Below are 17,456 nucleotides of genomic sequence, written 5' to 3' on the forward strand. Positions count from 1 at the left end.
CTACCCTTACCGCCATGACAGCCTCCACCACTCAACTGGCCGCCGTCGTCGCCGCCACCAGTGACCCCGCCGCCGCCGATCCTGCCGGTTCGCAGGTGGTCTTCCGTGCCTCCGCCGTCGCGCACGACGCGGTCGCCAGCACCGTCACCCTGGGTCAGTACAGCGTCGAAGTGGACGAGCCGCCGGCGCTCGGCGGTGAGAACACCGCGCCTAACCCGGTCGAGTACTACTTGGCATCGCTGCTGTCCTGCCAGGTGGTCACCTGGCGGTACTGGGCCGAGAAGCTGGGTATCGCCGTCGATCAGATCACCGGGCGCGCCGAAGGCGACCTGGACGTGCGCGGGTTCTTCGGCCTGGACGATTCGGTGCGCCCCGGGTTCAAGCAGGTGCGGGTGGTCATCACCGTGACCGGCCCGGAAACCGAGGAGCGCTACCGCGAACTGCACCAGACGGTGGAAAAGCACTGCCCGGTACTGGATTTGACCACCAATGTCACCCCAGTCCACAGCACCCTGGAGGTAAAGTAGCCGCGATGATCTTCATCGTGGTCAAGTTCGCGGTCAAGCCGGAGTGGGCCGAGCGCTGGCCGCAGCTGGTGGCCGGCTTCACCGAGGCCACCCGTGCCGAGCCGGGCAACCTGTGGTTCGACTGGTCGCGCAGCCTGGACGACGCATGCGAGTACGTACTCGTCGAGGCCTTCCGGGACGGCGAGGCCGGCGGCGCGCACGTCAACAGCGACCACTTCAAGCAGGCCATGGCCGACATGCCGCAGGCGCTGGTGTCGACACCGAAGATCATCAGCCAGCAGATCGACGCGACGGACTGGTCGTTGATGGGCGAGCTGAGCGTCGACGGACCGACCTAACGCACGACGACGATCTCCCGGCCCAGCTGATAGCCGGGGGTCAACGGCAAGATGTCGCCGCTCCAGAATGACCCGGGGTCGAACCAGTTCGAATTCTTGTCGGTCGACAGCAGTCCCATCTCCTCATAGGTGATGGCCACCGTCTCGGCGCAGTACGCGGTCTGCAACGCGACCTTGCTGTTGCGGGCCTTGCGCCGCTGGCTGATCTCGTGAACCTTGCGGTCCAGAAACGGAATGCCCCGGGTCCAGTCGCTGGCCGTCGGCAACCGCCCGCGCAGCCACCGGCCGGTCAGCCGCGCGGTGGTGGGAAACGCGGCGCCGTCCATCCGCGCGATCGCCTGCAGCAGGTGGTTCTCCTGCTTGCGGGTGATGGTCCCGCTGAGCTGGCGAAACCAGCAGCGCTGCTCGTAGCGGCCCATCCACTGCTCGACGGCGGCCCGGGCGTCGTTGAGCTGCACGCCACGGTGATTGGTGCCGGTCCAGAAGTCGTGCAGCTTGTCGCCGAGCTCGGCATGCCAGATCAGCGGCGGCAGGTCATCGAGGGCCACCGTCATCCCGACGTGGTTCACCGGAGAGTTGGACAGCGTTTGGATGGCGCGGTCCGGGCCGGAGCGGCCCCGGAACAGCCAGATGTCGCCGGTGCGCGTCTCCGCCAGCGCACGTTCCAAAGTCACGGTGTGTTCGTCCACGCTCAGCACCCTAAAGTGTGAGCGTGCGCAGCATCTGGAAATGGATCGGCCTGGCGGGCGTAGTCGGGGTCGCCGCCGGGGGAGTGCTGGTGGTGCGAGACCAGCGGCGGCGACGGGCCTACACACCCGAGGAGATCCGCGCCCGGCTGCACGAGCGGCTGGCCGAGGCCGGTGGCTCGGATTAACGCGGCCTGAAGCGGATCACTCCGTGGCGGCGTCGACGGCATAGAGCCGGTGCGTGCCGGCGAAACCCTTCAGTTCGGCGTCGCGGCCGGCACCGACGGCGATGTCGTCGCATTCCTTGACGGCGTCGCGCACCGGCCCACTGATCAAAATCTGGCCACCCTCGGCGGCCGCGGCCACCCGAGCGGCCATCGCCACGTTGCGTCCGAACAAGTCATCGCCGCGGCGTACCGAACGGCCCATGTGGACCCCGATCCGGACCCGGATCGGGTGCTGCGGTTTGCGCCCGCGTCGCGAAGCCAGCCCGTGCTGGATCGCGATGGCGCAGCGCACCGCCTGTTCGGGTTGGGCGAAGGCGATCATGAACCCGTCGCCTTGGCTCTTGACCACATGCCCGGCGTGCTGGCTCACCAGACGTTGCACCATCTCGTCGTGCCGGGCGATCAGCTTCACCCAGGCCCGGTCGCCGATCCGCTCGTTGAGCGCGGTGGAACCCTCGATGTCGGTGAACAGCACCACCACATGCCCATTCGGGGTCAGGCGCGCCAGATCGGGACGTTCGACTTCCGCCCAGTCGGCGAGGTCTTCGATCGAACTGCGCACAGCCGCGCCAAACCCCTCCTTGCGCACCAGGTTCGCGGTCTGCCACACGGTCTTGACGGCTTCACGCCCGCCGGCCAGCAACAGGTTGCGGGTGTCGACCCGACCGCGCAGCGCCTCGATCTCGGCTCGGGCCATCCGCAACTGTCGGGTCAACACCGCCAGGGCGACGGCCTCGGTGACCGCCACCGCCGCCAGCACACCGACCGCCAGCAGCGTCGGCGTCAGCCATCCGATCCCGAACACATTCAGCCCGACACGAACTCGACGACGGCCGCACTGAAGGCATCATTGTCGTCACCGGCTGCGGTGTGGCCGGCGTCAGACAACTCGACCAGACGCGCGCCCGGGACCTTGGACAGGAAATCCGCGACACCCTCGGCGCTGACCACGTCGGACAGCTTGCCGCGGATCAGCAGGATCGGGATCTGCAGTCCCATGGCGGCGGTCTCGATCTTCTCGGTGCGCAACGCCGGATCGTCGCCGGGTTTGGTCATCAGCGCCGGATCCCAGTGCCAGTACCAGCGCCCGTCGCGGAACCGCAGATTCTTCTTCAACCCCTCGGGACTGCGGGGCTTGGCCCGGTGCGGCAGATATGCGGCCACCGCGTCGGCGGCCTGCTCCAGGGAGTCGAAGCCATCGATGTGGCTGAACATGAAGTCGCGGATCCGGGCGCTGCCGTCCTTCTCGTAACGCGGCACCACGTCGACCAACACCAGCTTGGTCACCCGCTGCGGGCCGGCCTCATCGGCCACCAGAATGCCGGTCAGCCCGCCCATGCTGGCCCCGATCAGGGCCACCGGCCGGCCGATCGCGTCGATCACCGCGACGGCGTCGGCGGTGAGCGTCTCGATGGCGTAGTCGGCATTGGGTGCGCGGTCGCTGTCGCCGTGGCCGCGGGTGTCCAGTGCGACGACGTGATAGCCGCGGTCGGCCAGGATCTGGCCGGTCTTGTGCCAGGAGTGCCGATTCTGTCCACCGCCGTGCAGCATCACGATCGTCGGATGTTCGGCGGCTTCGGTGGCGCCCCGGTTCCATTCGTCGGCGACCAGTGTTACTCCGCCGACGCCGTCGTACGCGACGGTCTGGGCTGTGCGCATCTCAAGATGGTAGATAGTTTGGACGACAGGGCGGACAGAAACGCCTGCTTGGCCCGGCCTGGGGGTGTGTGATGAGTGAACCGCGGTGGATCGACGTGGCTACGCCCGGGGTCGCGCTCAAGGCATTGAGTTGGGGCACACCGGGTGACCCGGTGGCGTTGTGTCTGCACGGGTTTCCCGACACCGCCTACGGATGGCGCCGCCTGGCGCCGCAGTTGGTGTCGGCCGGCTGGCATGTGGTGGCGCCGTTCATGCGCGGTTACGCGCCGTCGTCGATCCCCTCCGACGGCAGCTACCACATCGGCGCTCTGATGGACGACGCGCTGCGGGTGTACGCCGCCGTCGGCGGGACCGGTCGCGACGTGGTGATCGGTCATGACTGGGGCGCGATGGTCGCCACCGGCCTGGCCGCGTTGCCGGACAGTCCGTTCACCAAGGCGGTGATCATGTCGGTGCCGCCGCCGGCATCGCTGCGCGCGGTCCGCGGGACAGACCGGTTCACCCTGGCCGGCCTCCTGCCGGCGCAACTGGTGCGCAGCTGGTACATCAGCTACTTCCAGTTGCCGTGGCTGCCCGACCGGTCCGCGTCCTGGGTGCTGCCGTTGTTGTGGCGGCGGTGGTCGCCCGGGTATGCGGCCGAGGAGGATCTGCGCCACGTCGACGCGGCCATCGGAACGCCGGAGGGCTGGCGTGCCGCGCTCGGGCCCTACCGGGCGCTGCGCAGCCTGCGGGTTCCCGACCGCTATGCCGACCTGCACCGGCACTGGCTGCAACTGCCACTGTTGCAGACGCTGTACCTGCACGGGCGCACCGATGGCTGCATGTCGCCGGCGTTCACGCGGTGGGTGCAGCCGGCGTTGCCCCCGGGCAGTGACGCCGCCGTCGTCGAAAACGCCGGCCACTTCCTGCAACTCGAGCAGCCAGACGAGATCGCCGATCGGGTGCTGCGATTTTTGACCTGACGCGCGGCGAGCGGATGACCGCGATCGACGCGCAGTTCTACTGGATGTCCGCGAAGATCCCCAGCGACCAATTCCTGCTGTACGCCTTCGCCGGGGTGCCCGCCGACCTCGACGACGCGATCGCAGACGTGCTCGACCGAGCCCGAATGATCCCGGACCTGAACATCCGGGTCGCCGATGCCGGGGCGCTGCGCTACCCGCGGTGGGTGCCATGCACCGAGCCCAGCGAGGAGGTAGCCGCGATCCGGGCCCCCGGTGACAGCTGGGACGGTTGCCTAGCTGCGGTGGCGCGCCTGACCGACGATCAGCTTGATGTCCGGGTGGCGCCCTGGCGGTTGCACGTGTTCGCGCCGGTCCACGACATTCCCGGGCACCGCGGCGCGGCCACGGTAGCGGTGTTGCAGGTGGCGCATGCCCTCGCCGACGGGGGGCGGGCTTCTGCGTTGGCCGCCTGGCTGTTCGGCCGGACCGCACCGGTGGGCGAGGTGCGGCCACCGGGCCGTGGTTTCCTGCCGTGGCGTGCGGTTGTCGCGGCGCGCACCCACCGCAGCCGAGTCGATGACACTGCGGCGGGACTCTTGCCGCCCCCGGTCGGTGACCGCCCCCCGTTGGCCACCAATAACCGGCCGGCCGGTGGCCGGACACTGCGCACCCTGGTGCGGCAGCGCACCGAACTGCGCGGACCGACCGTCACCGTGGCGGTGCTGTCAGCGGTCTCAGCGGCGCTGTCGGAGTATCTCGACGAACCGTGCGACGAACTGGGTGCTGAGGTTCCGATGGCCAAATCCGGTGAGCGCCAAGCGCACAACCACTTCGGCAATATTCCGGTCGGGCTCTACCCACTGCTGGGCCATGATGCACGCTGCGAACGGATCGCCGCCGACATCGCCGGGGGCCGGTTGCGCGGCCGCCACCCGGCGGCGGCCGCGGCCGATCGGGCCTTCGCCGCGACACCCGCGGCGCTGCTGCGCTGGGGTATCGACCATTTCGACCCCGACGCCCGGCCGGCGCGGGTGACCGGCAACACCGTGGTCTCCAGCGTGCACCGGGGCGCCGCGGACCTGCGTTTCGGTGCGGTGCCGGTACTGCTCACTGCGGGGTTCCCGGCGCTGTCCCAGGCGATGGGGTTGACCCATGGGGTGCACGGCATCGGCGACACGGTGGTCGTCAGCGTGCATTCCGCCGAGTCGGCGGTCAGGGATATCGAGGTATATCTGCGATTGCTGGACGCCGCGTTGTAGTTTGAGCAGATGGTCACTGCTGCTGATGTCGCATTGCTGCTCCTGCGCCTGGTTCTCGGACTGACCATGGCGGCGCACGGGTTCAACAAGTTCTTCGGTGGAGGCCGAATCCCCGGCACCGCGGGATGGTTCGAGAGCATCGGCATGAAGTACGGCAAGCTCCAGGCGGTGACGGCGGCAACCGCCGAGATCGCTGCCGGGCTGGGGCTGGCGGTGGGCCTGCTGACCCCGATCGCCGCCGCCGGATTCGTGGCCCTGATGGCGGTGGCGGTGTGGACCGTGCACCGCACGAACGGCTTCTTCGTGCTGACCAACGGCTGGGAGTACAACCTGGTGCTGGCCACCGGCGCCGTCGTGGTGGCGATGCTCGGGCCGGGCTACCTCAGCGCGGACCACCAGATCTTCTGCCACTGCTGGAAGAACGGCTGGCCGGGCCTGTGGATCTCGGTTGGCCTCGGGCTGGCGGGCGCCATCGGCCAGCTGGCACTGTTCTACCGTCCGGGCGGAACCAACGCGACCGGCGAGTAGGGCAACCCGCTGCCGGCGTTCTCGTCGACGACCACCCGCCGGCCCAGAAACGGAAACGCCCGCTGCGGGCACGCTTCGCGTTCGCAGATCTTGCAACCCGCACCGATCGGTACCACGGTGTCCGCGTCGCCCAGGGCGACGCCGGTGGAGTACACCAGCTTGTCGGCATGCGCCAGATCGCAACCCAACCCGACGGCGAAAGTCTTGTGCTGGCCCAGATAGCCGCGCCCCTCGGGCGGCGTCGTGGTGGCGATCCAGAAGTACTTGCGGCCGTCGGGCATCTGCGCCACCTGAGTGACGATCCGGCCAGGTTGGCTGAACGCGTCGTGCACCACCCAAAGCGGACAACTACCCCCCACCCGGCTGAAGTGAAACGCGGTAGCTGACTGGCGCTTCGAGATGTTGCCCGCCTTATCGGTGCGCACGAAGATGAACGGCACCCCGCGACGTCCGGGCTGCTGCAGGGTCGACAGGCGATGGCACACCGTCTCGAAGCCGACCTCGAAGCGGCGTCCCAGCAGGTCGATGTCGTAGCGCAGATCGGTGGCGGAACGCTGGAATTGCCGATACGGCAACAGGAACGCTCCGGCGAAGTAGTTGGCCAACCCGATCTTGGCCACCCCGCGGGACTCCGGGCTCAACGACTGGTCTTGCGCCACGATGTCCGACATCAACTCCTGCTGGGTCAGCAGTGCCAGTTGGGTGGCGATTTGGAAGGCCCGCTGGCCGGCCAGCAACCAATGCGCGATTCGCAGCACCCGAGTCGTCGGGTCGAAGACCCGTTTGGTTCCCGCGGGCAGGTCGTCGACGATCGCCACAGTGATGTCGAACCGGTCGGCCATCAGCGCCGACAGCTGAATATCCAAGCCGCCGAAGCGCATCCCCGTCTCGACGAACAGTCGCTCTGCGGCGTTGTCGAGTTCGCCGATGTAGTTGTTGCGGTCGTAGAAGAAGTCACGGACCTCCTCGAACGGCATCGGCCGCGCCACGGTCTGCGTCGAGTCGCCCGAGATCTGTGACCGGTAGGACTCCAATTCCTCGGTGGCCCCGCGTAGTTGGCGATGCATGGTCAGCAGACTGTTGCCGATATCGGGCATCCGCGCGACGAGTTCCTCGATCTGACTGTCGCTGGCGGCGTGTTCGCCGGCCGTGGCGGTGAACATGTCGCGCAGGTCGGCCACCAGCCGGGCATCGGCGTCCCCGGAGAAGTACTGCGCGGGCAGGCTGAACCGGTCGGTGAGCGCCAGCAGCACCGGTACGGTGATCGGCCGCTGGTCGTTCTCGAGCTGGTTGACATAGCTGGTCGACAGGTTCAGGGCGCGTGCCAGGGCCACTTGGGTCAGGCCGCGATCCTCACGCAGGCGTCGCAGCCGGGCCCCGGCGAAGGTCCGGGTTGTGGTGGGTGCCATGTCGTGCAGCGTAACCCGCGAATGCATTCGCAAGGTTCGCAATTCTGGCCAACTTAGGACGCAGTAATACGCATTTCCCATGCATATCGGTGTTTACCGGTCGTGCGTAGGGTGTGGAACATGCAGCTACATGACGTGAAGACCCGCCGCAGTGCCGATGACTTTCCCCGCTCCGAGCATCTCGCCTGGAAGATCGCACAGGTGGCCGCCGACCCGGTGGCCGTTCCCGATGACACCGCGGCAATGGTCATCAACCGGATCATCGACAACGCCGCCGTCAGCGCTGCCTCGGTGCTGCGCCGGCCGGTGACGGTGGCTCGCCGGCAGGCTCAGGCGCACCCGTCGAAGCCGGGCGCTGCGGTCTTCGGTATCGAGGGCACCTATTCCGCCGAGTGGGCGGCCTGGGCCAACGGCACCGCGGTGCGCGAACTGGACTTCCACGACACCTTCCTGGCTGCGGAGTACTCGCACCCCGGCGACAACGTCCCACCGCTGGTGGCGGTCGCCCAGCAGCTCGGCCTGTCCGGCGCCGACCTGATCCGCGGCCTGGCCACGGCCTACGAGATCCAGGTCGACCTGGTCAAGGGCATCTGCCTGCACGAGCACAAGATCGACCACGTCGCGCACCTCGGCCCGTCGGTGGCCGCCGGCATCGGCACCATGCTCAAGCTCGACCCCGAGGTGATCTACTCCGCGGTCGGCCAGGCGCTGCACCTGACCACGGCCACCCGCCAGTCCCGCAAGGGGTCGATCTCCAGCTGGAAGGCCTTCGCGCCGGCATGGGCCGGCAAGGTCGGCATCGAGGCCGTCGACCGGGCGATGCGCGGTGAGGGTGCTCCGGCCCCAATCTGGGAGGGCGAGGACGGCGTCATCGCCTGGATGCTGTCGGGCAAAGACCACACCTACCAGGTGCCGCTGCCCGGCCCCGGCGAGGCCAAGCGCGCAATCCTGGACACCTACACCAAGGAGTACTCCGCGGAGTACCAGAGCCAGGCGCTGATCGACCTGGCCAAGCGGCTCCGGGAGCGGATCGGCGACCTGAGCCAGGTGGCCACCATCAAGCTGCACACCAGCCACCACACCCACTACGTGATCGGTACCGGTTCGGGTGATCCGCAGAAGTTCGACCCGGACGCGTCGCGGGAAACCCTGGACCACTCGGTGATGTACATCTTCGCCGTCGCCCTGGAGGACGGCAGCTGGCACCACATGCGGTCGTACTCCCCGGAGCGCGCCCACCTTCCCGACACCATCGCGTTGTGGCACAAGATCTCCACCGTCGAGGACCCGGAGTGGACCCGGCGCTACCACTCGACCGACCCGAATGAGAAGGCCTTCGGGGCGCGCGCCGAGGTGACGCTGGCCAGCGGGGAAGTGATCACCGACGAGTTGGCGATCGCTGATGCGCACCCGCTGGGGGCCCGGCCGTTCGAGCGCAAGCAGTACATCGGCAAGTTCACCGAGCTCGCCGAGGGCATCGCCACCACCGCTGAACAGGAGCGGTTCCTGGCCGCCGCAGAAGGTCTAGCGGGGTTGGCGGGTTCTGAACTCCGCGGACTCAACATCGTCGTCGAGCCCGCGGTGCTGGACCAGGCGCCGGCGACTCCCAACGGGATTTTCCGGTGAGTGGGCTGCTCGGGGCGGCCGCGGCCCCGTCGGACAAGCGGGTGGCGTTTCGCTCGGGTCTGAATTCTGGTCAGCTGCAACGGTTCCCGGGCGCGTTCTCGCCGCTGGTCGCCAAGCTGGTGGCCGAGATCGGATTCGAGGGCGTCTACGTCTCCGGCGCGGCGCTCTCGGCCGACCTGGGGCTGCCGGACATCGGGCTGACCACGCTGACCGAGGTGGCCGGACGCGGCGCCCAGATCGCGTCCGCCACCAGCCTGCCCACCTTCATCGACGCCGACACCGGCTTCGGTGAACCCATGAGTGCTGCCCGCACCATCACCGTGCTCGAAGATACCGGGCTGGCCGGATGCCACCTCGAAGACCAGGTCAACCCCAAGCGGTGCGGACACCTCGACGGCAAGGCCGTGGTGCCCACCAGCGAGATGATCAAACGGCTGCGGGCCGCGATCACCGCGCGCCGGGACCCGAACTTCGTCATCTGCGCCCGCACCGATGCCGCCGGCATCGAAGGGCTTCCCGCCGCGATCGAGCGTGCAAAGGCCTACGCAGACGCCGGTGCCGACCTCATCTTCACCGAAGCGCTACAGGGCCCGGATGATTTCGAAAAGTTCCGTGCCGCAGTCGATGTGCCGCTGCTGGCCAACATGACCGAGTTCGGCAAGTCGGAACTGCTCACTACCACGCAACTGTCCGACCTCGGCTACAACGCAGTGATCTACCCGGTGACCACGCTGCGGCTGGCGATGTTCGCCGTCGAAGTGGGCCTGCGCGAGATCGACTCGGCTGGAACGCAAGCCGGACTGCTCGACCAGATGCAGCACCGCAGTCGGCTCTACGAGCTGCTGCGGTACGCCGAGTACAACCAGTTCGACGATGACATCTTCAACTTCACCATTCAAGGAGGCAGACGGTGACCACCGCGGATATTCACAAGGGCCTCGCCGGCGTCGTCGTCGACACCACCGCCATCTCCAAGGTCGTGCCGGAGACCAACTCGCTGACCTACCGCGGCTATCCCGTGCAGGACCTGGCGGCGCGTGTGAGCTTTGAGCAGGTCGCCTACCTGCTCTGGCACGGTGAGCTGCCCACCGACGCCGAGTCGGCGTTGTTCTGCCAACGGGAGCGGGCGGCCCGGCGAGCGGACCGGTCGCTGCTGTCGCTGGTGGACAAGCTCCCGGAGAACTGCCACCCCATGGATGTGGTGCGCACCGCGATCAGCTACCTGGGTGCCGAGGACGCGGAAGAGGACGATCCCTCCGAGTCCGCGAACTTCGCCAAGGCGCTGCGGATGTTCGCGGTGCTGCCGACGATCGTCGCGGCCGACATGCGCCGCCGGCGCGGCCTGGACCCGATCGCACCGCACAGCCACCTCGGCTATTCCGAGAACTTCCTGCGGATGTGCTTCGGTGAGGTGCCCGAGTCGGTCATTGTGGAGGCCTTCGAGCAGTCCATGATCCTCTACGCGGAGCACAGCTTCAACGCGTCCACCTTCGCCGCTCGGGTGGTCACCTCCACCCAGTCCGACATCTACAGTGCTGTCACCGCGGCCATCGGCGCACTCAAGGGCTCGCTGCACGGTGGGGCCAACGAGGCGGTCATGCACGACATGATCGAGATCGGTGAGCCGGAGAAGGCCGCAGAGTGGCTGCACGGCAAGCTGTCTCGCAAGGACAAGGTGATGGGGTTCGGCCACCGGGTGTACAAGCACGGGGACTCTCGGGTGCCGACCATGAAGGCGGCGCTGGAACGGGTGGTGGCGGCCCGCGGCGGCCAGCGCTGGTTGGACATCTATCGCATCCTGGAGGCCGAGATGTTCGCCGCCACAGGGATTTTGCCCAACCTGGACTTCCCGACCGGGCCGGCCTACTACCTGATGGGCTTCGACATCCCGATGTTCACCCCGCTGTTCGTGATGAGCCGAATCACCGGATGGACCGCGCACATCATCGAGCAGACCGCGTCCAACGCGCTGATCCGTCCGCTGAGTGCCTATTCGGGAAGTCCCCAGCGCGTCGTCGGCGCACGTTGAGGCATCAGCCGAGCGCGGTGAGCTCCAGGCGCTCGAGGCGGCGCACCAGCAGGCTGGGCAGCCAGCGGCCGGCCTCGGCGATGCCGAACTGCGATGTGCGTGCCAGCAGTTCACCGATCACGATCCTGGCCTCCAGCCGCGCCAGGGCGGCGCCGACGCAGAAGTGCGCGCCCTTTCCGAATGCCAGGTGACTCTGCGCAGGGCGGTCCACCTGGAACTCGTTCGGCGCGGCAAACCGCGACGGGTCCCGGTTGGCCGCGCCCCACAGCAACAGCAGCCGTGATCCAGCCGGCAGATTCACCCCGCCGAGGCTGGTGTCGCGCCGGACATGGCGGTAGTGACCGCGGAACGGCGACTCGCACCGCAACACCTCTTCGAGGAACGGGCCCAACAGCTCCGGTGCGTCGCGAACCCGACGCTGAACCTGCGGGCGCGTCGCCAAAATCCAGGCGGCCGAACCGATCAGCGATGCCGTCGACTCACCGCCGGCGCTGAACAGGGTAATCATCATGACCTGGGCGGTGAGGTTGTCGAGTGCGCCGGAGGCGCATGCGGTGGCCAAGTCGCCGAGCAGGTTGTCGCGCGGATCGAGAGCGGCCCGCGCGAAGTGGTCGTTGATGTAACCCGCGAGCTCCATCACGGCGATACCCGCGCGGGCCAGTTGGTCAGCGTCGACCAGCCCCTCCACCACTTGGGTGCCGGCGTAACCCCATGCCGCCAGCTGATCCACGTCCTCGTCGGGCACACCGATCAGCCGCGCCACGATCATCATCGGCAGCCGGTTGGCGACGGCGCTCATCCACTCGATGCGTCCATCGCGGACGCCGTCGTGCCACAGCTGGTCCATCGTCTCGGAGATGAACGGCTCCAAAGCGCGAATCCGTTTGGCCGCCAGCTGTGGCACCAGCATCTTGCGGTGCGCGGCATGAGCCGGGTCGTCGGCGGTGGCCAGCACATGGGTGGGGTCTTCGAGTCCGGGCATCGGGAAGGTGGCCACCGTGCCGTCGGGTTGATAGAGCATGGTCCCGGTCAGGTTTGAGGAGAAGTCCTGCACTCGCGCCACCGCCTCGATGACCGCATCCCAGCCGCACACCGCATAGAACCCGGAATCACCGATCGGGTGCACCGGGGCGTGCGCCAGCATCCGCTCGTACAACGGGTACGGGTCCTGAATGCACGCGTCGTCGAACAGGCGCAGGCCCATCTGGTCTGTCTCTACTGGCATGGCTCTAGGCTGCTCAAGGTGCGCTACCTGCGTCAATGCGCTGCCCGAAGTTGAAAGCCGCGGTCGGAGCCGGTGGCCGGGGATCGTCTCAGAGCGCGCCGCGGACCTGCAGACACGGTGAGAATTCTGTCCATTTATGTCTCACACTGAGATAAAGTTTGCAGGCGGAAGGAGTCTGCGATGACGGGGCATGACTGGCTGGTGGGAGAGGACCGCCGTGCCGCCGGCGCCGAACGCATCTACGCCGCCGCCATGGATCTGGTGATTCGCGAGGGGATCGATGCCCTCGACATCGACGTCTTGGCTGCCCGGGTGCACTGCTCGCGCGCCACCATCTATCGGCATGCCGGCGGCAAGGCCGAGATTCGCGATGCCGTCCTGGCGCGGGCGGCCGCCCGCATTGTGGACACTGTGCGGCAGGCGGTCGCCGGACGCAGCGGGGCCGATCGGGTGGTGGCCGCGATGGCGGCGGCACTGCAGCGGATCCGCTCGGACCCACTCGTCCAACCGATGGTCGGCTCGGTGCGGGGCGCGCAGGAGATGACCCGACTGGCCGCATCGCCCATGGTCGCCGGTTTCGCCCGCGATCTCAGCGGCCTGAGCGAGGACGATCGGCTGGCCGCGCAGTGGGTCGTGCGGGTGCTGCTTTCGCTGTTGTGCTGGCCCATCGAGGACGCCGCGGCCGAGCAGCAGATTCTGGAGCGCTTCGTCGCCCCGGCCTTCGCCGGGGACGGTTTCGCCGCGCAGACCTAGAACACGTTCTAGTCTGGCCGTCATGGGATTTCTCAAACCTGAACTGCCCGTTGTCGACTTCGCCGAATGGAGCAAGGGCACGCGCAGCGAGAAGATCCGGCCGATGGCCCGGCACTGGGCAGAGGTGGGTTTCGGCACGCCGGTGGTGCTGCACCTGTTCTATGTGCTCAAGATCGGCCTCTACATCCTGGGCGCCTGGCTGTTTGCGCTGAGCACCGCTGGGGTCGACGGATTCACCGAGGTACGGCAGTGGTGGAGCGAACCGATCGTCTTCGAGAAGGTCGTGCTCTACACGATGTTGTTCGAGGTGATCGGCCTGGGCTGCGGCTTCGGCCCGCTCAACAACCGGTTCTTCCCGCCGATGGGATCGATTCTGTACTGGTTGCGGCCGGGCACCATCCGGCTGCCACCATGGCCGCGGCGCATCCCGCTGACCGCCGGCACCAACCGCACGCCGGTGGACGCCGCCCTGTATGCGGCGCTGCTGGTGATGCTGGTGGTCGCGCTGGTCTCCGACGGAACCGGCCCCATCGCCGCGCTGCACACGAACGTCGGGGTGTTGCCGCACTGGCAGATCCTGACGATTCTGGGGATCCTGGCCACGATCGGGTTGCGCGACAAGGTGATCTTCCTGGCGGCCCGCGGCGAGGTCTACGCCCCGCTGGCGGCGGCATTCCTGTTCACCGGGGTCGACATGATCATTGCGGCCAAAGCGATCTTCATGGTGATCTGGATGGGCGCGGCGACTTCAAAACTCAACCACCATTTCCCATTCGTCATCTCGACGATGATGAGCAACAACCCGCTGATCCGGCCGAAGCCGCTCAAGCGCGCCTTCTTCAAGAACTTCCCCGAAGACCTGCGCCCCGGCGGTCCATCCAAGGCGCTGGCGCATGTGAGCACGGCGATCGAGATGCTCGTGCCACTGGCACTGTTCTTCTGCCACGGTGGCCTGCCCACCGCGATCGCGGCCTTTGTCATGGTCTGTTTCCACCTGGGGATCCTGGCGGCGATCCCGATGGGCGTGCCGTTGGAGTGGAACGTCTTCATGATCTTCGGGGTGCTGTCGTTGTTCGTCGCACACGCCGATCTCGGGTTGTCCGACCTCAACAACCCGCTGGCGGTGGCGCTGCTGTTCGCCATCAGCGCGGGCACGGTGGTGGCGGGCAACCTGTTCCCGCACAATGTTTCCTTCCTGCCCGGCATGCGGTACTACGCCGGAAACTGGGACACCACCCTGTGGTGCCTGAAGCCGTCGGCGGAAGAGAAGATGGCGCGCGGGATTGTCGCGATCGCCAGTATGCCCGCCGCGCAGTTGGAACGGTTCTACGGAAGTGCCGAGGCCGCTCAGATCCCGATCTACATGGGGTATGCGTTCCGCGGCTTCAACACCCACGGCCGGGCGCTGTTCAGCCTGGCGCACCGGGCGATGGCTGACGGTGACGAGAGCGACTACGCGCTGACCGACGGCGAGCGGATCTGTTCGACGGCCATCGGCTGGAACTTCGGCGACGGCCACATGACCAATGAGCAGCTGATCGAGGCCTTGCAGCAGCGCTGTGGATTCGAGCCGGGGGAGGTGCGGGTGGTGATTCTCGATGCGCAGCCGATCCATCGGCAGACCCAGGCTTACCGGCTGGTGGACGCCGCCACCGGGGAGTTCGAGCGCGGCCACGTCAAGGTGGCCGACATGCTGGAGCGCCAGCCATGGCAGGACGATCTGCCGATTTACGTCGACGGCGCCGCCTCGGTGTGACCTAGATAACTGGTCCAACCAGTTGACCAGTGGGGGTGGGCGCCTGACCATGGAGACCATGGATCTGGCGCCCATCTCCCGCACCGCGCTCTCCGACACGATCTTCGTGCGGCTCGTCGAAGAGATCCTGACCGGACGCTTGCCTGCCGGCGGGCCGCTTCCGTCCGAACGCGAACTGGCGCTGACCCTGCAGGTCAACCGGCACGCGGTGCGCGAAGCGCTCAAGCGGCTGCAGCAGGCGGGACTGGTCCGGATCAGCCACGGCGGAAAGACCCGGGTGCTGGACTGGCGGCAAAGCGCCGGCCTGGACGCGCTGACCGGATTGGCGGTCGCCGGGGCGATTCCGGCGCGCCAGATCATCGGCGACGTCGCGGTGATGCGCCGCTCGATCGCCGCGGACGCCGCACGACTCTGCGCGCGGAACGCCTCGGCCGAACAGCGGGCCGCGATCACCGCGGCCGCCGCGGACTACCCGATCTCCGGGGACCTTGCGGCGGTCAGCGACGCCGACCTGGCGTTCTGGATCGCCGTAATTGACGCATCCGGCAATATTGCCTACCGGCTGGCGCTCAACACCTTGGTCGCCGCCTACGACGAGATCGGCCGCGACGCCATCTATGCGTTGGGAGCCGCCGAGTTCGCCGACCGCAGCTCCCACATCGACCTTGCCGCCGCGATCGCAGCCGCCGACGAGGACGCGGCGTACCGCCTCGCCGACGAACTGCTGACCCGGTTCGTCACGGCCTGCCAGGCCGGCACCGAGGGAGAGGAGTAGCCGTATGTTCGACCTCATCGCGCACGCCATCCCGGTCTTCGTGCTCTGCCTGCTGCTGGAAGCCGTGTCGTTCGCCGTGCGGCCCGACGACGACGAGCGCGGCTACGAACTCCGCGATACCGGCACCAGCCTGACGATGGGCATCGGCAACGTCATCATCAACATCGGCTGGAAGCTGGTGGTGCTGGCGATCTTCAGCGGGGCCTATCTGCTGGCACCGGTTCACCTGCCGGCCAGCAACCCACTGACCTGGATCGCACTGTTCGTCGCCGACGACATCGCCTACTACTGGTACCACCGCACGCACCACACCATCCGGGTGTTCTGGGCCAGCCACGTGGTGCACCACTCCAGTCAGCACTACAACCTGTCCACCGCGCTGCGCCAGACCTGGACACCGTTCACCGCGGTGCCGTTCTGGATACTGTTGGCGTTCGCCGGATTCGCCCCGTGGATGATCCTGCTGCAGCAGTCGGTCAGCCTGCTCTACCAGTTCTTCATCCACACCGAGCGGGTCGGAAAACTTTGGCGGCCAATCGAATTCATCTTCAACACCCCGTCGCACCACCGGGTGCACCACGGGGCGAACGCCCAATACCTTGACAAGAACTACGGGGGAATCCTCATCGTCTGGGACCGGCTGTTCGGCACCTTCCAGCCCGAGGACGAGCGCGTCGTCTACGGCTTGACCAAGAACATCGACACCTTCAATCCGGTGCGAGTGGCCACCCACGAATACGTGGCCATCTGGCGCGACATCCGTGCGGCTCGCAGTTGGCGTGCGGTGTGGGGCCACCTCTTTCGCGGCCCGGGATGGCAACCGGCAGCTTAGGCGCCGGGCGTGACCCACTCGTCGTAGAACGGCGGCATCTGCGAGGCCCGGCCGGTGAACTGGGCGTCGCGCTTCTCCAAAAACGCCCGCACCCCGTCGGCCCCGTCGCCGATGCTGGTGTAGAACATCGCCAGTGAATCGACCCGGTGCGCCTCCACCGGGTCCGGTTGCGCGGAGTTGCGGTAGAGCATCTGACGGATCAGCGCGAACGACACCGGCGAGCGGCCCTTGGTCCAGGCATCGGCCAGCGCCCGCGCGTCAGCCAACAGTGCTTCGGGCTCGTGTAGCGACCCCGCGATCCCGCAGCCGAGTGCCCCCTCGGCATCGAGGATGTCGGCGCGGTAGAGCAGATCCAGGGCGGTCGGCATGCCGACGATCCGGGGCAGAAACCACGTCGAGCACGCCTCGGGAGTGATACCCAGCTTGCCGAAGACCAGACCGAAACGCGCCTTGGTGGAGAACAGCCGGGCGTCCATGGCCAGCATCATGGTGGCCCCGATCCCGACCGCGGGCCCGTTGACCGCGGCGATCACGGGCTTACGGCAGTTGTAGATCGCCAAGGTCACCCGACCGCCGGTGTCGCGCACCCGGGCCAGCTCGGGGTCGTCGAGGTCGGCCATGTCGGCCAGCGATGGCGACTTGGACTCATCCAGGCCGAACACGTTGCCGGAGCTGGACAGGTCCATGCCCGCGCAGAAGGCGCGCCCGGAGCCGGTGACGATCACCGCGCGGACGGCGTCGTCGTTATTGACGTCGACGAAAGTTCGCTCCAGCTCCTCGGCCATCTCGACGGTGAAGGCGTTGAGATTGTCCGGCCGGTTCAAATACACGGTGAGAATGCCGTCTTCGACCTCATGGCGCAGCGTGGTGAACTCCATCGCCC

At 67.5% G+C, this 17,456-nt stretch carries 19 protein-coding genes; 13 read left to right on the forward strand and 6 right to left on the reverse strand.

Annotation, left to right across the window (positions count from 1 at the left end):
- The first annotated feature begins 14 nt into the window (after positions 1–14).
- Complete coding sequence (locus tag N416_RS0105545; protein ID WP_024441129.1) at positions 15–527, forward strand: OsmC family protein; 513 nt, start codon at positions 15–17, stop codon at positions 525–527.
- Positions 528–532: 5 nt separating this feature from the next.
- Positions 533–865 (forward strand): putative quinol monooxygenase, encoded by a 333-nt coding sequence (locus N416_RS0105550; RefSeq protein WP_024441130.1) that lies wholly within the window; start codon positions 533–535, stop codon positions 863–865.
- Here N416_RS0105550 and N416_RS0105555 read toward each other — a convergent pair.
- The gene (locus N416_RS0105555; RefSeq protein WP_036457340.1) at positions 862–1,554 is read right to left on the reverse strand and encodes a guanylate cyclase; all 693 of its coding nucleotides are present in this window, start codon (positions 1,552–1,554) and stop codon (positions 862–864) included. The two genes, N416_RS0105550 and N416_RS0105555, sit on opposite strands and share 4 nt — an antisense overlap.
- A gap of 23 nt (positions 1,555–1,577) precedes the next feature.
- Here N416_RS0105555 and N416_RS23120 point away from each other — a divergent pair, with 23 nt between their 5' ends.
- On the forward strand, positions 1,578–1,739 hold the full coding sequence (locus N416_RS23120) for a hypothetical protein (protein WP_152664719.1): 162 nt from the start codon (positions 1,578–1,580) through the stop codon (positions 1,737–1,739).
- Between the two features lie 16 nt (positions 1,740–1,755).
- Here N416_RS23120 and N416_RS0105565 read toward each other — a convergent pair whose 3' ends face one another.
- The gene (locus N416_RS0105565) at positions 1,756–2,574 is read right to left on the reverse strand and encodes an adenylate/guanylate cyclase domain-containing protein (protein ID WP_125078721.1); all 819 of its coding nucleotides are present in this window, start codon (positions 2,572–2,574) and stop codon (positions 1,756–1,758) included.
- Between the two features lie 11 nt (positions 2,575–2,585).
- Positions 2,586–3,437 carry an alpha/beta fold hydrolase gene (locus N416_RS0105570; RefSeq protein WP_024441133.1) on the reverse strand — a complete coding sequence of 284 codons (852 nt, stop codon included), beginning with the start codon at positions 3,435–3,437 and terminating at the stop codon, positions 2,586–2,588.
- 71 nt (positions 3,438–3,508) lie between these two features.
- Here N416_RS0105570 and N416_RS0105575 point away from each other — a divergent pair, with 71 nt between their 5' ends.
- From N416_RS0105575 to N416_RS0105585, 3 genes are read left to right on the forward strand one after another with little or no spacing between them, the layout of a single operon-like run.
- Positions 3,509–4,399 (forward strand): alpha/beta fold hydrolase, encoded by an 891-nt coding sequence (locus N416_RS0105575; RefSeq protein ID WP_024441134.1) that lies wholly within the window; start codon positions 3,509–3,511, stop codon positions 4,397–4,399.
- A gap of 14 nt (positions 4,400–4,413) precedes the next feature.
- Entirely contained in the window at positions 4,414–5,640 is a 1,227-nt protein-coding gene (locus tag N416_RS0105580; RefSeq protein WP_036457317.1) for a hypothetical protein, read from the forward strand.
- A 9-nt stretch (positions 5,641–5,649) separates the two neighbouring features.
- On the forward strand, positions 5,650–6,168 hold the full coding sequence (locus N416_RS0105585; RefSeq protein WP_024441136.1) for a DoxX family protein: 519 nt from the start codon (positions 5,650–5,652) through the stop codon (positions 6,166–6,168).
- Here the strand turns inward: N416_RS0105585 and N416_RS0105590 are convergent.
- Complete coding sequence (locus tag N416_RS0105590) at positions 6,132–7,577, reverse strand: short-chain fatty acyl-CoA regulator family protein (RefSeq protein ID WP_024441137.1); 1,446 nt, start codon at positions 7,575–7,577, stop codon at positions 6,132–6,134. The two genes, N416_RS0105585 and N416_RS0105590, sit on opposite strands and share 37 nt — an antisense overlap.
- A 120-nt stretch (positions 7,578–7,697) precedes the next feature.
- On the opposite strand from N416_RS0105590, the gene prpD reads away from it, so the two are divergent.
- The 3 genes from prpD to N416_RS0105605 are packed head-to-tail and all read left to right on the forward strand — an operon-like array spanning position 7,698 to position 11,232.
- The gene (gene prpD / locus N416_RS0105595) at positions 7,698–9,203 is read left to right on the forward strand and encodes a 2-methylcitrate dehydratase PrpD (protein WP_024441138.1); all 1,506 of its coding nucleotides are present in this window, start codon (positions 7,698–7,700) and stop codon (positions 9,201–9,203) included.
- On the forward strand, positions 9,200–10,117 hold the full coding sequence (gene prpB, locus N416_RS0105600) for a methylisocitrate lyase (RefSeq protein ID WP_024441139.1): 918 nt from the start codon (positions 9,200–9,202) through the stop codon (positions 10,115–10,117). Before prpD ends, prpB begins: the two co-directional genes overlap by 4 nt.
- Positions 10,114–11,232, forward strand: coding sequence for a bifunctional 2-methylcitrate synthase/citrate synthase (locus tag N416_RS0105605; RefSeq protein WP_024441140.1), 1,119 nt, complete (start codon positions 10,114–10,116; stop codon positions 11,230–11,232). Before prpB ends, N416_RS0105605 begins: the two co-directional genes overlap by 4 nt.
- A gap of 4 nt (positions 11,233–11,236) precedes the next feature.
- Here the strand turns inward: N416_RS0105605 and N416_RS0105610 are convergent, their stop codons facing one another.
- Positions 11,237–12,457, reverse strand: a complete 1,221-nt coding sequence (locus N416_RS0105610; protein ID WP_024441141.1) for a cytochrome P450 — start codon at positions 12,455–12,457, stop codon at positions 11,237–11,239.
- Between the two features lie 180 nt (positions 12,458–12,637).
- On the opposite strand from N416_RS0105610, the gene N416_RS0105615 reads away from it, so the two are divergent.
- From N416_RS0105615 to N416_RS0105630, 4 genes are read left to right on the forward strand one after another with little or no spacing between them, the layout of a single operon-like run.
- Entirely contained in the window at positions 12,638–13,210 is a 573-nt protein-coding gene (locus N416_RS0105615; RefSeq protein WP_024441142.1) for a TetR/AcrR family transcriptional regulator, read from the forward strand.
- Between the two features lie 22 nt (positions 13,211–13,232).
- Positions 13,233–14,966 (forward strand): DUF3556 domain-containing protein, encoded by a 1,734-nt coding sequence (locus N416_RS0105620; RefSeq protein ID WP_024441143.1) that lies wholly within the window; start codon positions 13,233–13,235, stop codon positions 14,964–14,966.
- A gap of 58 nt (positions 14,967–15,024) precedes the next feature.
- Positions 15,025–15,741: a FadR/GntR family transcriptional regulator gene (locus N416_RS0105625; RefSeq protein WP_024441144.1), complete on the forward strand. Its 717-nt coding sequence runs from the start codon at positions 15,025–15,027 to the stop codon at positions 15,739–15,741.
- A gap of 4 nt (positions 15,742–15,745) precedes the next feature.
- Entirely contained in the window at positions 15,746–16,573 is an 828-nt protein-coding gene (locus N416_RS0105630; protein WP_024441145.1) for a sterol desaturase family protein, read from the forward strand.
- Here the strand turns inward: N416_RS0105630 and N416_RS0105635 are convergent.
- Positions 16,570–17,451: a crotonase/enoyl-CoA hydratase family protein gene (locus N416_RS0105635; protein WP_024441146.1), complete on the reverse strand. Its 882-nt coding sequence runs from the start codon at positions 17,449–17,451 to the stop codon at positions 16,570–16,572. The genes N416_RS0105630 and N416_RS0105635 overlap by 4 nt on opposite strands.
- Positions 17,452–17,456 lie beyond the last annotated feature (5 nt).

Origin of the sequence: Mycobacterium sp. UM_WGJ (assembly GCF_000455125.1) — a bacterium.
In the GTDB taxonomy this organism is placed as follows: domain Bacteria; phylum Actinomycetota; class Actinomycetes; order Mycobacteriales; family Mycobacteriaceae; genus Mycobacterium.

What these genes read in the sequence shown, in the direction of transcription:
- N416_RS0105545 (WP_024441129.1), top strand. Translation starts at nt 15, where the DNA reads ATGACAGCCTCCACCACTCAACTGGCCGCCGTCGTCGCCGCCACCAGT.
- N416_RS0105550 (WP_024441130.1), top strand. Translation starts at nt 533, where the DNA reads ATGATCTTCATCGTGGTCAAGTTCGCGGTCAAGCCGGAGTGGGCCGAG.
- N416_RS0105570 (WP_024441133.1), bottom strand. Translation starts at nt 3,437, where the DNA reads ATGCGCACAGCCCAGACCGTCGCGTACGACGGCGTCGGCGGAGTAACA.
- N416_RS0105575 (WP_024441134.1), top strand. Translation starts at nt 3,509, where the DNA reads ATGAGTGAACCGCGGTGGATCGACGTGGCTACGCCCGGGGTCGCGCTC.
- N416_RS0105580 (WP_036457317.1), top strand. Translation starts at nt 4,414, where the DNA reads ATGACCGCGATCGACGCGCAGTTCTACTGGATGTCCGCGAAGATCCCC.
- N416_RS0105585 (WP_024441136.1), top strand. Translation starts at nt 5,650, where the DNA reads ATGGTCACTGCTGCTGATGTCGCATTGCTGCTCCTGCGCCTGGTTCTC.
- N416_RS0105590 (WP_024441137.1), bottom strand. Translation starts at nt 7,577, where the DNA reads ATGGCACCCACCACAACCCGGACCTTCGCCGGGGCCCGGCTGCGACGC.
- prpD (WP_024441138.1), top strand. Translation starts at nt 7,698, where the DNA reads ATGCAGCTACATGACGTGAAGACCCGCCGCAGTGCCGATGACTTTCCC.
- N416_RS0105610 (WP_024441141.1), bottom strand. Translation starts at nt 12,457, where the DNA reads ATGCCAGTAGAGACAGACCAGATGGGCCTGCGCCTGTTCGACGACGCG.
- N416_RS0105615 (WP_024441142.1), top strand. Translation starts at nt 12,638, where the DNA reads ATGACGGGGCATGACTGGCTGGTGGGAGAGGACCGCCGTGCCGCCGGC.
- N416_RS0105620 (WP_024441143.1), top strand. Translation starts at nt 13,233, where the DNA reads ATGGGATTTCTCAAACCTGAACTGCCCGTTGTCGACTTCGCCGAATGG.
- N416_RS0105625 (WP_024441144.1), top strand. Translation starts at nt 15,025, where the DNA reads ATGGATCTGGCGCCCATCTCCCGCACCGCGCTCTCCGACACGATCTTC.
- N416_RS0105630 (WP_024441145.1), top strand. Translation starts at nt 15,746, where the DNA reads ATGTTCGACCTCATCGCGCACGCCATCCCGGTCTTCGTGCTCTGCCTG.
- N416_RS0105635 (WP_024441146.1), bottom strand. Translation starts at nt 17,451, where the DNA reads ATGGAGTTCACCACGCTGCGCCATGAGGTCGAAGACGGCATTCTCACC.